Genomic DNA, 14,740 nt, shown 5'->3' with positions numbered 1-14,740 from the left:
CGTGTTTGATATCGGTTTTTGGGAACTGGTATTAATATCTGTCGTCGGGCTTGTGGTTCTAGGGCCTGAGCGTTTGCCTCATGCGATCCGCAGCGTGTCCAAATTTATTGGCGCAGCGAAAAACATGGCAAACAGCGTGAAGGATGAACTTTCTCATGAATTGAAAGTTCAAGAGCTGCAAGAAAATCTGCGCAAAGCTGAGCAAATGGGGATGGAAGATCTCTCTCCAGAGCTCAAATCTTCAGTTGAAGAGTTGAAGCAAGCTGCTCAAGATGTGCAACGCCCATATGCGAGCAAAAGCGACTCAGCAGAGCAAGCTGCTGAGACTTTGAACGAGAAACAAGACTCTGTTCAAAGTGCCAATGACTCAGCAGGTGCAGTCGAGAGCTTAACCACTCCAGACTCACCACAGGCAGATAAGAAAGCCGAATAGTCTCGCATTAGGAGGAGCTACTAACCAGTAGCTCCTTTTCGATCGTTTATAGTATGAGGTCTCCATGTCTTCTGTAGAGCAGACACAGCCTTTGATCAGCCATTTGTTGGAACTCCGTAATCGTCTGCTCCGTGCGATATTAGCGGTGCTGGTGGTGTTCATTGGACTGGTTTATTTCGCAAATGATATCTATGAATTTATCTCCGCACCTTTGGTAGAGCGTCTACCTGAAGGGGCAACGATGATTGCCACGGATGTCGCATCTCCCTTCTTTACACCCCTAAAGCTGACCTTAATCGCGTCAATTTTTGTCGCTGTGCCTTTTATCTTGTATCAAGTCTGGGCGTTTGTCGCTCCAGGTTTATATAAGCATGAGCGCCGATTGATCATGCCATTGATGTTCTCAAGCTCGTTGCTGTTTTATTGTGGGGTTGCCTTTGCCTACTTTGTGGTATTCCCGCTGGTATTTGGCTTCTTTACTGCGATTTCTCTCGGTGGCGTGGAATTTGCGACTGATATTTCGAGTTATCTCGACTTTGTATTGGCGCTGTTTTTGGCTTTTGGTATCGCTTTTGAAGTGCCGGTTGCTATTATCCTGCTTTGTTGGACAGGGGCGACAAACCCGAAAAGTTTGAGTGAGAAACGTCCGTACATAATCGTCGGGGCGTTTATTGTCGGTATGATGCTGACACCACCGGATATGATCTCCCAGACACTGCTAGCAATACCTATGTGCTTGTTGTTTGAGGTCGGACTGTTTTTCGCCCGTTTTTATGTACGTAAAGATGAAACGGAAGAAGAGCAGCAGGACGTATAAAACTAGCTGTCATCTGAAACAAAAAAAGCTTGCCGAGTGGCAAGCTTTTTTTGTTTTCTGACAGTAACGATACATCTCATACTATCGCAAGGAACTACTTAACCTTGATGATATGCCCACATTGGGAGCATAGGTAGATTTCTTTAATGCCTAGCAACTTTTGCCAAAATGTACGGTGCTGTCTTTGTAAGTAACTACTGTGGTTGCACATACAAGACGCCTTCTAATATTTGAGACGCAATACTAAACCAGTCGCATTTACTTTTAAAGGTTAAAGTGTGACTTACATCTCACTATTATGAGAAATTTAACGGATTCTAATTGTTGATTTTCACAATAAAAACAGTTTCTTAACATTTTTGCTGGTAACTGTTGTAACTTCATTGATAGAGCAACTACGTAGATCGGCGATTCTTTGTGCAACCAATGAAACATAAGCGGGCTCATTTCGTTTGCCACGATGTGGAACTGGGGCCAAGTAAGGACAATCTGTTTCTAAAATCACGTAGTTCATGTCTAGATGTGGAATTACCTTGTCCATTCCACCATTTTTAAATGTGGATACGCCACCAAGCCCTAAGTGAAACCCGAGATCATTGATCGCTTTCGCCTCCTCAACGCTCCCACCAAAGCAGTGAAAGACGCCGGAAAGTGAGCCGTCTTGCTCTTTACGCAGCAAGGTAAGTGTTTCCTCAATCGAATCGCGAGTGTGGATGACGACTGGGAGCTTCTTCTCTTTTGCCCAGTTTAGCTGAGTAATAAATGCCATCTCTTGCTCAGCTTTATAGGTTTTGTCCCAATACAAATCGATACCGATCTCACCCACAGCAATAAAATTGTGTTTATCAAACCACGAGTGAATGACGTCCAAGGTTTGCTTAACGTTGCCATCAACATAGCAAGGGTGAAGCCCCATCATTGAGCGACACACCTTTGGGTAAGCGGCTTCGGTTTTCAGCATCGGTTCGATGGACTCTAAGTCGATGTTGGGCAGTAGAATTTTCTCAACCCCTTGCTCAAGTGCGCGGCGTACAACGTCATCGCGATCGTGGTCAAATTCACTGGCGTAGATATGGGCATGGGTATCGATCATGGTGATTCTCTTTGCTATTTCGAGAGGTCAGTATACGGCAGTGTGAGCTTTTGGTCATTTTCTGCATTTTTCTCGACTCGCTCTGGCGTCTCAAGTTTGGAGTGATATGATGCGAATCAAGCACTTTCACCATACAAGGAGAACAGAGTGTCAGTTTCTATTCAAGGTCAGTTCCCTGGCCGTCGTATGCGCCGTATGCGTAAGCATGACTTTAGCCGTCGCCTTATGGCGGAAAACCAATTATCGGTGAGTGATCTGATTTACCCTATGTTTATTTTGATGGGCAAAGATCGACGTGAAACTGTGGAGTCAATGCCGGGTGTCGAGCGTTTGTCTATCGACCTAATGTTGGAAGAAGCACAATACCTTGCGCAGCTGGGTGTGCCTGCAATTGCTCTGTTTCCTGTGGTAAACCAAGATGCGAAGAGCCTTTGTGCGGCGGAAGCATACAACCCTGAGGGCTTGGTTCAACGTGCAGTTCGTTCGCTGAAAGAGCATGTGCCTGAAATTGGAGTGATTACAGATATCGCGCTGGATCCATTTACCACACACGGCCAAGACGGCATCATTGATGAAGATGGCTACGTTCTAAATGATGAAACGACTAAGGTTCTGGTTAAACAAGCGCTGTCTCACGCTGAAGCTGGGGCCGATGTGGTAGCGCCTTCAGATATGATGGACGGTCGTATTGGTGCAATCCGTGAAGCACTCGAGAACGCAGGCCATATCAATACCCAAATCATGGCTTACTCTGCGAAGTATGCCTCTTGTTACTACGGTCCGTTCCGTGATGCGGTCGGCAGTGCTAGTAACCTAAAAGGTGGTAACAAGAAGAACTATCAAATGGATCCTGCGAACAGCGACGAAGCGATCCACGAAGTGGCGATGGATATCAATGAAGGCGCGGATATGGTCATGGTCAAACCGGGCATGCCATACCTAGATGTGGTTCGCCGCGTCAAATCAGAGTTGCAAGTGCCGACGTTTGCTTATCAAGTATCCGGTGAGTACGCGATGCATAAAGCCGCGTTTGCTAATGGCTGGTTAAAAGAGCGCGATACCGTGATGGAATCTCTGCTTTGCTTTAAGCGAGCGGGTGCAGACGGGATCTTAACCTACTTTGCCAAAGACGTTGCAGAGTGGCTAGCTGAAGAAAATGCACAAGCTGCAACGTTTTTGAAAAACGAGCAAGAATAAACACCGATCATTGATTTCAAAGGCTGGCAATTGTCAGCCTTTTTTAGTTTTGGAGGGGCATCGTGACCATTATATATCGTGAGGGCACGTTGGAAGAGTGCGTACAAGTGGTGGAACAGATCACCGAGTTTGTACACAAAGAAACCGTTGAAAGTTTATCTGCGCGACTTCGTGATAAGCCGCGGTTTTTAGTCCAAGTGGCCGAAGAGGGTGAGCAGTTACTCGGATTTAAGATTGGCTATCAATTGGACAGCCAAACATTCTACAGTTGGTTTGGTGGCGTCTCATCACTTGCTCGAAATAAGGGAGTCGCACAGCGGCTACTTGAAATACAGGAAGACTGGGTGGCAGAGCAGGGCTATCAATACCTTAAGGTAAAGTCTCGTAATCAGTTTCCTTCAATGCTGAGACTGTTGATCAAAAATGGTTACCTGATAGAGAACTATGAAGCAAGAGAGCCACTGCTAGAGAGTCGCATTCACTTTGTAAAAGTACTCAGAACCAGTCATAAAAATTAAATGAGATTTTTTCTCATTTAGGTGTTGACGACTTAAATGAGAATGGTTATTATTTATCTCGTCTTAGGGAATGAGAGAAGTTCACAAGGACGTTGAGTTACCAGATTCAAATTGGAGACGGTGATGACACTGAACTTAATCGAACTTGCACGAGTTCTTTTTGACACGACATTGCTCACATTGCTTCCAGTGTAATTTATAGCTTTATGGCAAAGCACTTTATTCACCTAATTTCGCTTTGACCCCTTTTTGCTAGGCGACATCATACGATGTCGCTTTTTTTATGCCTGTCATTCAGAATGAACAAAAGGACACCAGCAGCCTTTTCCACAGTCAAGGATCGTAACTCGATCGATCTCTAGATGATCGATCGAATAATACATCTTTAAATTACAAACACTTAGTCTTGAATTTCATGGGGTGAAAGCGTTTTTTATATCTTGTGGATAAATAATATAAACAGAGTTATCCACAAGCAAGTCATCCCATTGGCAAAAGAATCGACAAATGTGTGAATGGGCTCGAGAGAGTTAAAATGGATTCACCGCGACAGTCATGGCATCCTAGGCAGATCTTTCTGCATTTTCTTTGGATACGTAAAGACTATGGCTAATATTCCTGATAACCCATTGATTCTGATCGATGGTTCTTCCTACTTATATCGTGCGTTTCATGCTTACCCAGAAACCATGAGCAACGGAGATATTCCGACAAACGCCGTCTATGGTGTAGTGAATATGCTGCGTAGCATGATGCGTCAATTCTCTTCAGATCGAATGGCAGTGGTCTTTGATGCGAAAGGCAAAACCTTCCGCGATGATATGTATCCAGAGTACAAAGCCAATCGACCACCAATGCCAGATGATCTTCGCTGTCAAATTGAGCCGCTGCACAATGTGATTCGCGCAATGGGCTTGCCACTTATCTGTGTGCCAGGTGTAGAAGCCGACGACGTGATCGGCACGTTAGCGTATCAGGCGTCGCAAGCGGGTATGCCTGTTTTGATCAGTACGGGTGATAAGGACATGGCACAGCTCGTGGATGACAACGTTACCTTGATCAACACCATGACCAACGTTGTGATGGATCGTGACGGAGTGGTAGAAAAATTTGGCATTCCACCAGAATTGATCATCGATTACCTCGCGTTGATGGGAGATAAGGTCGATAACATTCCTGGCGTTCCGGGGGTGGGTGATAAAACCGCGAAAGCGCTCCTTCAAGGTATTGGTAGTCTAGAAAAACTGTATGAGAACCTTGATGATATCGCGCCACTTGGTTTCCGTGGTTCAAAGACGATGGCGAAAAAACTGGTTGATAACAAAGACAACGCCATGCTGTCTTATGAGTTGGCAACCATCAAACTGGATGTGGAACTCGAAGAAACGCCAGAATCTTTGCTAAAAAATGAGCCGAATAAAGATGAGCTGATTAAGCTTTACGGCCAGCTTGTGTTTAAGTCATGGCTAAACGAGCTGCTTGATGGTGGTTCGAGCGTTGTAGAAGCCGATGAAAAGTCTGGTGCAGCCGTTTCTTCAGCGAAGAGTACTAGTACGGTTGAGATGGATACTTCCGCTGTCACCATTGATCGCAGCCAATACGAAACCATCCTAGATGAAGCCACATTTAACACTTGGCTTGAGAAGTTAAAAGCCGCCGATGTCTTTGCATTTGATACCGAGACAGACAGCCTAGACTACATGGTTGCTAATCTGGTTGGTCTGTCGTTTGCAACAGAAGAAGGTGTTGCCGCTTATGTACCGGTCGCTCATGACTACCTAGATGCGCCACAGCAACTTGATCGTGATTGGGTATTGGCACAGCTGAAACCTATCTTGGAAGATGATACCCAAGCGAAAGTTGGTCAAAACTTAAAGTATGACGCAAGCGTGTTGGCTCGTTACAACATTGAAATGAAGGGCATCAAGCATGACACCATGTTAGCTTCATACGTGTATAACAGCGTAGGTGGTAAGCATGACATGGACAGCTTAGCCCTGCGCTTCCTTCAGCACAGCTGCATCTCGTTTGAACAAATCGCGGGTAAAGGCAAGAAACAGCTCACGTTCAACCAAATAGAGCTTGATCAAGCCTCACCGTATGCGGCGGAAGATGCGGACGTAACATTACGCTTGCACAACCGCCTCATGGCAAATATCGAAAAAGATGAGCAGTTGAAAGCGATTTATGAAGAGATAGAAGTGCCGCTTGTCCCAGTGCTATCACGCATTGAGCGTACTGGCGTCTTGATCGACGATATGAAGCTCGCGGCTCAGTCGCAAGAGATTGCACAACGCCTAGATGAACTCGAGCAGAAAGCGTATGAAATTGCCGAGCAAGAATTCAACATGAATTCACCTAAGCAACTGCAAGCACTTCTGTTCGAAAAAATGGGTCTGCCGGTTATCAAGAAGACGCCATCAGGCACGCCTTCAACCAATGAAGAAGTACTGCAAGAGTTGGCGTTGGACTACCCATTACCAAAACTGATCCTTGAATATCGTGGTTTAGCCAAACTGAAATCGACTTACACCGATAAGTTGCCGAAGATGATTAACCCAGAGACGGGTCGAGTGCACACCTCTTATCATCAAGCAGTGACAGCGACAGGGCGTTTATCTTCGACCGATCCAAACTTGCAGAATATCCCTATTCGAAATGATGAAGGCCGTCGTATCCGCCAAGCATTTATTGCGCCGCATGGTTACAAGATCATGGCTGTCGACTATTCACAGATTGAATTGCGTATTATGGCGCACCTGTCGGGTGATAAAGCGTTGTTGGATGCTTTCCAACAAGGCAAAGATATCCACGCTGCGACGGCGGCAGAAATTATGGGAACAACCATCGACCAAGTCAGCTCAGAGCAGCGTCGCCGAGCGAAAGCAGTCAACTTTGGTCTTATCTACGGTATGAGTGCGTTTGGTCTCGCAAAACAGTTAGGGATTCCCCGCGGTGAAGCTCAGGACTACATGAACACCTACTTTGAACGCTACCCTGGTGTCATGCAGTACATGGAAGACACTCGCAGTGCCGCTGCTGAGCAAGGTTACGTAGAAACGATATTTGGTCGCCGTTTACACCTTCCTGAAATCAAGTCTCGCAATGGGATGCGCCGAAAAGCAGCAGAACGTGCCGCGATCAACGCACCGATGCAAGGCACTGCTGCTGATATCATCAAAAAAGCGATGCTGCTTGTCGATGAGTGGATTCAGGCGGAAGGTGATGGTCGCGTTAAACTACTGATGCAAGTGCACGATGAATTGGTATTTGAAGTTCAGGAGTCAGCTTTGACCGAAATTGAAAGTAAAGTACAACAATTGATGGAGTCTGCAGCGGCACTCGATGTACCGTTAGTGGCTGAAGCTGGTCATGGTGACAACTGGGATCAGGCACACTAGACACAAAACAGGCTAAATTGAGCAAATAACATGAGCCAGCGCACAAACGCTGGCTTTTTTTTATCAATAAATAAGTAGGGGTAAGTTTGGCCTAAATGTTATTTAACAAAATTTTAATGAAAAAAACTTACAAAAATTGTTTTCATTTCTGACCAAATGTTGTACATTAATCGGCGTAGGGTACAGAGGTAAGATGTTCTATCTTTCAGACCTTTTGTTTCACGTTATTGGATTAGGCTGATTCAGCCGCCCCAGTCAGCTTTTGACTGGGGCGTTTTTTATTGTGGCAAAGAAAAAGTCAGCTCATGCGAGTAAAACGTCACAACCCGCACTAAAAACACCCGTATTCATTCAGTTTATGTCGTCCACACGCCACTCAGCTTAGACCCCTCTGTCTGTAATTTTCACAACGTTTGTAAATAAATACCAATCACACTTTGGTTATTTTTGTTAGGAAACTAACGGGCGGTTTGATGTGCCAGATTTCGCTGTAGGCTATCTAAGTTATTATAAAACAATAACTTGTTTTCTTGTGGGGGAAGGGGTTGCTTCGAAATCCTCACTAAAACCAGAATTGCATTGTCGACAGGTATCGATGATTATCAGCACACAATAATTATTACCTATCTATATTCTCTCCCGTTGCCCCGCCTAAAGGCGGGGTTTTTTATGCCCATAACAAAAAGCCCCGCCAAGGTGGCAGGGCTTCAAGCTTTATTTTGTCAGGCTAGTCGTCTTGATTATCCTGATTCTCTTCGTTGATGATGCCATCTGTGATTGCATCCGCCAGTGCTGGCGCAAACCACTCATCAAGTTTGTTTCGTAGTGTGTCAACACCAATCCCTTTGAGTGAAGAAAACGCTGCAACGCTTACATCACCACCAAACCCAACGGCATCTTTCTTAATCTTCAACACTTGTGCTTTGCGTGCGCCGCTCTTGAGCTTGTCTGCTTTGGTCAGCAGAACTTGTACAGGAATGCCGCTGTCTACCGCCCAGAAGATAAGCTGTTGGTCGAGGTCTTTCATCGGGTGACGGATATCCATCAACACCACGAGACCTTTCAAGCTTTGGCGTTTTTGCAGATATTCACCCAGTGACTTTTGCCATTTTTTCTTCATTTCTAATGGCACTTGAGCAAAGCCGTAACCCGGTAAGTCGACGATGTGGCAACCGTCGGTCACCTTAAAAAGGTTAATTAATTGTGTACGGCCAGGTGTTTTACTGGTTTTTGCTAGGCTACGCTGATTGGTCAATCGGTTTAGGGAGCTGGATTTGCCCGCATTGGAGCGACCTGCAAACGCAACTTCGATACCTTCATCTGCTGGCAAGGCGCGGATATCCGGCGCACTCGTGATGAAATGCGTGTTTTGATAATGAATTTTTACGCTCACTGTTAACTCCATCTCGACTTTGTGTAGTCGATTGATTACTTTTTTGTGAAATTGTGTAAAATAACCGTGCTCGGCATAAGGTCGCCTATTGTATCACGACTGGCAACAGCAAGTGGTACTGGAAGCTTGATAATTATAATGGAATGTCATGAAGAAATTAGCGCTAATCTTGAGTCTTTTAGCCAGCTGCTCTGTATGGGCCCAAGGCAGTATTGAAGCTGGTAAAGCAAAATCCCAAACCTGTGTTGCCTGCCATGGTGCTGATGGCAACAGTCAACTCGCTATGTACCCTAAACTTGCAGGTCAGCATGCTAAATATATTGAAAAGCAGCTGAAAGAATTCAAGTTGGGTATGACTAGCAATGGAAAGCAAGGTCGTATGGATCCTGTGATGAGTGGTATGGCAATGCCGCTATCAGAGCAAGATATGAAAGACCTAGCGGCTTACTATGCGTCGCTTCCGATCTCACACAACACAACACCAGAAAATGTTGTCGATGCGGGTAAAGCACTTTACACCGCGGGTGATGCTGAGCGTGGTCTAACAGCGTGTATTGCTTGTCATGGTCCTCGTGGTAACGGCACAGAGCTTTCTGGCTTCCCTAAGATTTCTGGCCAGCATGCTGACTACATTAAAGCTCAGTTAGAGAAGTTCCGTGATGGCTCTCGCAACAACGATATGAACGCCATGATGCGTGATATTGCGAAGAAGCTGACGGACGAAGATATCGATACTCTTTCTAAATACGTTGGCGGCCTGCACTAAGCCCTATCATTTGTTCGAGCGCAAAGTTGTATTGAAAAAGCCCAGAGATTGTCTCTGGGCTTTTTCGTTTGATAGAGCTCACTTCTTAGTTTGCGCCTAGTCACTGCTTGTTTCTCAGTGCTGTGTGAGATATTTGCCATACTTGCGTCCATTAATATCCACCTATTAAAAATAAGTAATTGAAAATTATGGGGTAATGAAAGGAGTTAAAAATTATCTCGATTTATTTCTCCCAGCTAATTGCGCAGAGAGAGGAAAGCGGTAGAGTGTACTCATCGGCAGGGAGCTGAGTAAGGATTTCAGACCAGGAGGTCTCCAAGGATGCAAGCTAGGATTGCTTGGGTGATCAGCAGGATGCAGGGTAGGTAGGAAGCCTACTGGATAGGGATGGTCAATTTGTCTAATGGTTTAAGACAGTGAAACGGATCAGGTTAAGGACTAACTCAGGTAGCAGGAAGTAAAAGGAAAGCCAAAACTCACCAGGATGGTGGCAAACAACATTTTTGGCAGGGAAAGCACCAAAAACAAACGGAATATTGGTGTACTGAAATCAGTACCACACAGTTTGGCCGCAAGGCATTTAGAAAGCGTTAGTTAACCCTATCGCTTTTTTTATCTCTTAATTTCAATGAATCGATGATTATTTGCACAATAGTGCTCCACTCTAACGCCAGTTTCTGGTATGTTTCGCATCCCGTTTGAGGATGAGTCAGCGTAGACGCTATGCATAATTGCCCCCTTTGCCAAAGCCCAGAGACTAAGCGCTATTTTCAAGATAAGCGCCGAGAATATCTTCAGTGCTTGCAATGTGAACTGGTGTTCGTTAATCCAGACCAGCGTTTGGATGAAGAACAAGAAAAAGCGCACTATGATATGCATGAAAACAACCCACAAGATGAAGGCTACCGACGCTTTTTATCTCGGGTTGCAGACCCCATATTAGAGCGTATTGAACCTAACTCTCACGGGATCGATTTTGGCTGTGGCCCTGGCCCAACATTATCTTTAATGTTGGAAGAGCAAGGACACACCATGAGTCTTTACGATATTTACTATCACCCAGATAAATCGGTGCTAGCAGAGTCGTATGATTTTATGACTGCTACTGAAGTGATCGAGCACCTCTATACGCCGAACTTGGTGTGGCAGCAATGGTTAAATTTGGTTAAGCCTGGTGGCTGGATTGGTCTTATGACCAAAATGGTCATTGATGTTGAAGCATTTGCCTCTTGGCATTACAAAAACGATCTGACCCATGTGGTGTTTTTCAGTCGTAAAACGTTTCAATATTTGGCAGAGCGGGATCAGCTCGAGCTTGAATTTATTGGTAATGATGTAATTTTACTGAGGAAAGCCCAGTAATGAGCCGTAGTAAAAAAGTAAGATCTGGCGGTAATGGCGACGTTGTTGTCGTTCGTAATCGCACTCAATCAGATGTTGAAGGACGTCTGCGTAAAAAAGATAAAAAGCGCAAAGGCCTAAAAACAGGTGGCCGTAACTCTGAAGCTAAAGCAAGTAAGCAACAGACAGCAGGGCAGAAGCGTGATCCGCGTTTAGGCAGCAAAAAGAAAATTCCACTTGTGGTTGAGCCGCAGAAGAAAAAAAGCAAAGCGGATCGTCGTTTAAGCGCAGAGCAAGAGCTTGCAATGCTAGAAAACGATGCGCAGCTTAATGTGTTGCTAGACCGTATTGAAGAAGGTGAAAGCCTAGGTTCAGGTCTACAGAAGTACGTAGATGAGAAACTGGCGCGCATTGAAGTTCTGATGAAACAGCTTGGTATCTACGATGAAGATGAGTCAGAGCAAGAAGAGCACACCGAGCAAACGTTGAGTCGTGAACTAGGGTCTGATGACGACCTACTTTCACAATTTGAAGATTTGGATTTAGACCAATTTAAAGGATAAGTAAGCGATGAATGTAACCTTATTAGCCATTGCAGGTGGAGCGATTATCCTCGGCTTAGCCTCATATGCAGGTTACCTTCTGCTCCAGCTTAAGAAGCAAAAGGAGTTGCAACTGCAGCACCAAAAGCTAGCCATTGAAAAGCGAAACGCGAACATCTTTGAAAGTGTTCACGTGCTTTGTTTGGCGGGTATTCAAGGCCAATGTGATTTGTCGGAAATCAGTATTCGCCTGTACAACATCATGGATTACGTTCAAGGTGACGATAGAGTCGATTTTGACGCCGAGTATCCAGCGACATCCGAACTGTTCCATATCGTAAAAGATATGGCTCGTGGTGAAGAACGCCAGAACTTGGTTAAGAAAGAGCGCATGAAACAAAACCTTGAACGCCATAAAGCCGAAACGCGTCTACAAGATGCGATCATTGAAGAGCTCAAGCGACTGCAGAAAAAGGTTCAACCTCTCAACAACCAGATCAACATCCAAATGATCTAGGTCGGTGCAACTATCACTCGATCGCTTACACTTAGTGGGTAGTGATCGAGTTATCAATTCTGAGTATTGCTACTCAAAAAGCAGCCAGCCTTTCCGCCAGTTTCACTGAGGTGTGGCAAAATAGCCTGCTAATTATAAGTTAAGCATTACAGCCCAAACGGAAAAACCAACATGTCGCAGCCTGTCGTCGCAAGCCAACAAATTGTCTGGGATCAAGCCATACTGGATAAGTACAACTACTCTGGTCCTCGCTATACCTCTTACCCAACAGCACTCGAGTTTCATGAAGCCTTTACGGTTTCGGATTACGACATGGCTTGTACACAGTACCCAGAGCGTCCTCTTTCGCTGTACATTCACATTCCGTTTTGTCACAAGCTTTGCTACTACTGCGGCTGTAATAAAGTGATTACGCGCCATGCCCACAAAGCGGATGAGTATCTTGACGTGTTGGAGCTTGAGATCCGCACTCGAGCGGCTTTGCTTCAAGAGCGTAAAGTTACTCAACTGCACTTTGGTGGTGGCACGCCAACTTTCTTGACCAAAGCGCAAATTAGTCGTCTGATGGCCATTCTTCGTGGAGAGTTCTGCTTCGAAGGCGATGCTGAAATCAGCATTGAGGTAGACCCACGTGAAATCGAGTTGGACATGCTTGATCACCTGCGCGGCGAAGGGTTTAACCGCTTGAGCATTGGTGTGCAGGACTTCAATAAAGAAGTACAAAAACTGGTCAACCGTGAACAAGATGAAGCGTTCATTTTTGCTATGGTTGCCCGCGCAAAAGAGCTGGGCTTTCGTTCAACCAATCTCGATTTAATCTACGGATTGCCAAAGCAAACCAAAGACTCCTTTGCCGAGACGCTAAAACAAGTGCTAGAGATGCAGCCGGGTCGATTGTCCGTGTTTAACTACGCTCACATGCCCCAACTGTTTGCGGCGCAGCGTAAGATTAAAGATGAAGACCTGCCGGTCGCCGAAGAGAAGATGGCGATTCTACAAGATACTATCGCAACCCTTACCGATGCTGGCTACCAGTTTATCGGTATGGATCACTTTGCTCAGCCGGATGATGAGCTGGCGGTGGCTCAGCGTGAAGGGGTGCTTCATCGCAATTTCCAAGGTTACACGACTCAAGGTGAAGCCGATCTTGTCGGGTTCGGTGTCTCTGCGATTTCAATGATTGGTGATGCTTACGCCCAGAACCAAAAAGAGCTGAAAAAGTACTACGCGCAAGTGAGTGACCAGCGCCATGCATTATGGAAAGGGGTCGCACTGGATAGTGATGACTTACTGCGTCGTGAGGTGATTAAACAGCTCATTTGTAACTTTAAACTCGACAAAACGGCGATAGAGTCGGAGTTTGACGTGATATTTAACGACTACTTTAAAGAAGACTTAGAGCTGCTTCAGACATTTATCAACGATGAGTTGGTTGAAGTCGATGGTAAAGAAATTCGCGTGACATTGCGTGGCCGTTTGCTGATTCGTAACATCTGTATGTGTTTCGATAAGTATTTAAGAGCGAAGGCTAGGCAGCAGCAGTTCTCTCGCGTCATCTAAGTTTTCGTCTTATTTGAAGCCACAGCGTCGTTGCCTTCATAACCTTCCCGGAGCGCCGGCCGCCCCAATCACATAGCGGACTATGCTCAGGGGAATAAGGTTGTTTGACGCCTAGCGGCGACTCCAACTATTTAGAAAACTGCTTTAATTGCAAGAGCCACCGTGCTTTCTATATCTGAAAAAACGGTGGCTTTGTTGTATCTGATGCAAGGTTAGGGGGCGATATACGTATTCTGCGCCATATCCCACAGCGCCTTGACGAGGGGGTTGTCCAACTGCGAGCGCTTACAACATACGCCTAACCTAAATGGCTTGATGGAGACGACTTTTAGTCGCTGAATCTTCTCTTTGACGGGGCTGTTGTTAATCACCACATCGGGAGCAATGCCCACGCCACAGCCCAATGCCACCATACTCGCGATTGCTTCATGTCCTGAGACTTGAGCGTAAATGTTGGGTTTGATCTTCATTGCTTTAAACCAAGTGTTGGCGCGCTCTCTGGCCGTGCCTGACTCAGGAACAATGAAAGGGATCACTGACCAATCTGGGCTCTCTTTTTGCAGTTCTTGGGCGAAATTGCTCACACCAACTGGGGCGATAACCGAGAGTGGAATTTCACTGATGGTTTCGAACTCGATTCGTGCTGGGAGCTGTTCAGGTTTTGCTGAGATTGCGATATCCGCTTCGTCTGCCAGAACTTTCTCTATAGCTTGAGCAGGGTCGCCAGTCGACAGTTTAAATTCAATGAAAGGGTGCTGGAGTCTAAACTCAGACAGCAGCTCTGGAAGGTGGCTATAACTGGCGGTCACCGAGCAAAACAAGCGGATCTCACCTTTTAATTCCTCTTCATGACCATTCAACTGAGCATTGTAATTCTGCCATTCGCTAACAATGTTGAGTGCCACGGGCAGCAGCTTCTTGGCGGCCGGAGTAAGCTCAACACTGCGGTTGTCGCGCACAAACAAGATTTGATTAGTGTCGCTTTCGAGCTTTTGTATTTGTCTACTGAGCGCTGATGGGCTGATATGCATCGCTGAAGCGGTTTTCGCAAAACTCTTACTATCACACAGATGAATGAACAGCTGCAGACATTTAATGTTCATAAATTGGTTACACCTTGTTGCATTTATTGCAATTACTAATTGTGAATATATCACTTTAA

13 protein-coding genes are annotated in these 14,740 nt (G+C 45.6%); 10 read left to right on the top strand and 3 right to left on the bottom strand.

The annotated features are described in order from the left end of the window. Position 1: 1 nt before the first annotated feature. Together tatB and tatC are read left to right on the top strand one after the other, a co-directional pair. Positions 2 to 433, top strand: coding sequence for a Sec-independent protein translocase protein TatB (gene tatB, locus U9J37_RS11135; protein WP_005474370.1), 432 nt, complete (start codon positions 2 to 4; stop codon positions 431 to 433). A gap of 64 nt (positions 434 to 497) precedes the next feature. Beyond that, a complete protein-coding gene (tatC, locus tag U9J37_RS11130) occupies positions 498 to 1,250 on the top strand; it encodes a twin-arginine translocase subunit TatC (protein WP_005474477.1) in 753 nt (250 codons plus the stop codon). Positions 1,251 to 1,581: 331 nt separating this feature from the next. On the opposite strand, the gene U9J37_RS11125 is transcribed toward tatC, so the two are convergent. Further along, on the bottom strand, positions 1,582 to 2,343 hold the full coding sequence (locus U9J37_RS11125; RefSeq protein WP_005474416.1) for a TatD family hydrolase: 762 nt from the start codon (positions 2,341 to 2,343) through the stop codon (positions 1,582 to 1,584). A 147-nt stretch (positions 2,344 to 2,490) separates the two neighbouring features. Here U9J37_RS11125 and hemB point away from each other — a divergent pair, with 147 nt between their 5' ends. The 3 genes from hemB to polA all read left to right on the top strand — a co-directional run bounded on the left by hemB (position 2,491) and on the right by polA (position 7,459). Beyond that, positions 2,491 to 3,540, top strand: coding sequence for a porphobilinogen synthase (gene hemB, locus U9J37_RS11120; RefSeq protein ID WP_005474478.1), 1,050 nt, complete (start codon positions 2,491 to 2,493; stop codon positions 3,538 to 3,540). Positions 3,541 to 3,602: 62 nt separating this feature from the next. After that, a complete protein-coding gene (locus U9J37_RS11115) occupies positions 3,603 to 4,058 on the top strand; it encodes a GNAT family N-acetyltransferase (protein WP_038192489.1) in 456 nt (151 codons plus the stop codon). 605 nt (positions 4,059 to 4,663) lie between these two features. Beyond that, entirely contained in the window at positions 4,664 to 7,459 is a 2,796-nt protein-coding gene (polA, locus tag U9J37_RS11110; protein ID WP_005474383.1) for a DNA polymerase I, read from the top strand. A gap of 727 nt (positions 7,460 to 8,186) precedes the next feature. On the opposite strand, the gene yihA is transcribed toward polA, so the two are convergent. Beyond that, the gene (gene yihA, locus U9J37_RS11105; protein ID WP_043887204.1) at positions 8,187 to 8,852 is read right to left on the bottom strand and encodes a ribosome biogenesis GTP-binding protein YihA/YsxC; all 666 of its coding nucleotides are present in this window, start codon (positions 8,850 to 8,852) and stop codon (positions 8,187 to 8,189) included. 148 nt (positions 8,853 to 9,000) lie between these two features. Here yihA and U9J37_RS11100 point away from each other — a divergent pair, with 148 nt between their 5' ends. The 5 genes from U9J37_RS11100 to hemN all read left to right on the top strand — a co-directional run bounded on the left by U9J37_RS11100 (position 9,001) and on the right by hemN (position 13,578). Next, complete coding sequence (locus U9J37_RS11100; RefSeq protein WP_005474466.1) at positions 9,001 to 9,618, top strand: c-type cytochrome; 618 nt, start codon at positions 9,001 to 9,003, stop codon at positions 9,616 to 9,618. 723 nt (positions 9,619 to 10,341) lie between these two features. Continuing rightward, complete coding sequence (locus U9J37_RS11095) at positions 10,342 to 10,980, top strand: class I SAM-dependent methyltransferase (protein ID WP_005474479.1); 639 nt, start codon at positions 10,342 to 10,344, stop codon at positions 10,978 to 10,980. Then, positions 10,980 to 11,522, top strand: a complete 543-nt coding sequence (yihI, locus tag U9J37_RS11090; protein WP_005474403.1) for a Der GTPase-activating protein YihI — start codon at positions 10,980 to 10,982, stop codon at positions 11,520 to 11,522. The genes U9J37_RS11095 and yihI overlap by 1 nt, the downstream gene beginning before the upstream one ends. A 7-nt stretch (positions 11,523 to 11,529) precedes the next feature. Further along, the gene (locus U9J37_RS11085; RefSeq protein WP_005474481.1) at positions 11,530 to 12,018 is read left to right on the top strand and encodes a DUF2489 domain-containing protein; all 489 of its coding nucleotides are present in this window, start codon (positions 11,530 to 11,532) and stop codon (positions 12,016 to 12,018) included. 171 nt (positions 12,019 to 12,189) lie between these two features. Beyond that, entirely contained in the window at positions 12,190 to 13,578 is a 1,389-nt protein-coding gene (gene hemN / locus U9J37_RS11080; RefSeq protein ID WP_005474431.1) for an oxygen-independent coproporphyrinogen III oxidase, read from the top strand. Positions 13,579 to 13,790: 212 nt separating this feature from the next. Here the strand turns inward: hemN and ilvY are convergent, their stop codons facing one another. Continuing rightward, positions 13,791 to 14,681, bottom strand: coding sequence for an HTH-type transcriptional activator IlvY (gene ilvY, locus U9J37_RS11075; protein ID WP_005474389.1), 891 nt, complete (start codon positions 14,679 to 14,681; stop codon positions 13,791 to 13,793). Between the last annotated feature and the right edge of the window lie 59 nt (positions 14,682 to 14,740).

This window comes from Vibrio sp. 16 (assembly GCF_963681195.1).
GTDB classification, from domain to species: Bacteria; Pseudomonadota; Gammaproteobacteria; order Enterobacterales; family Vibrionaceae; genus Vibrio; species Vibrio sinaloensis_D.
The sequence above is the reverse complement of the archived record's forward strand: the minus strand, read 5'-3'. Positions and strand labels throughout refer to the sequence as shown.

Coding starts and splice junctions, on each gene's coding strand:
- tatC (WP_005474477.1), top strand. CDS start 498: ATGTCTTCTGTAGAGCAGACACAGCCTTTGATCAGCCATTTGTTGGAA.
- U9J37_RS11125 (WP_005474416.1), bottom strand. CDS start 2,343: ATGATCGATACCCATGCCCATATCTACGCCAGTGAATTTGACCACGAT.
- polA (WP_005474383.1), top strand. CDS start 4,664: ATGGCTAATATTCCTGATAACCCATTGATTCTGATCGATGGTTCTTCC.
- U9J37_RS11100 (WP_005474466.1), top strand. CDS start 9,001: ATGAAGAAATTAGCGCTAATCTTGAGTCTTTTAGCCAGCTGCTCTGTA.
- U9J37_RS11095 (WP_005474479.1), top strand. CDS start 10,342: ATGCATAATTGCCCCCTTTGCCAAAGCCCAGAGACTAAGCGCTATTTT.
- yihI (WP_005474403.1), top strand. CDS start 10,980: ATGAGCCGTAGTAAAAAAGTAAGATCTGGCGGTAATGGCGACGTTGTT.
- U9J37_RS11085 (WP_005474481.1), top strand. CDS start 11,530: ATGAATGTAACCTTATTAGCCATTGCAGGTGGAGCGATTATCCTCGGC.
- hemN (WP_005474431.1), top strand. CDS start 12,190: ATGTCGCAGCCTGTCGTCGCAAGCCAACAAATTGTCTGGGATCAAGCC.
- ilvY (WP_005474389.1), bottom strand. CDS start 14,681: ATGAACATTAAATGTCTGCAGCTGTTCATTCATCTGTGTGATAGTAAG.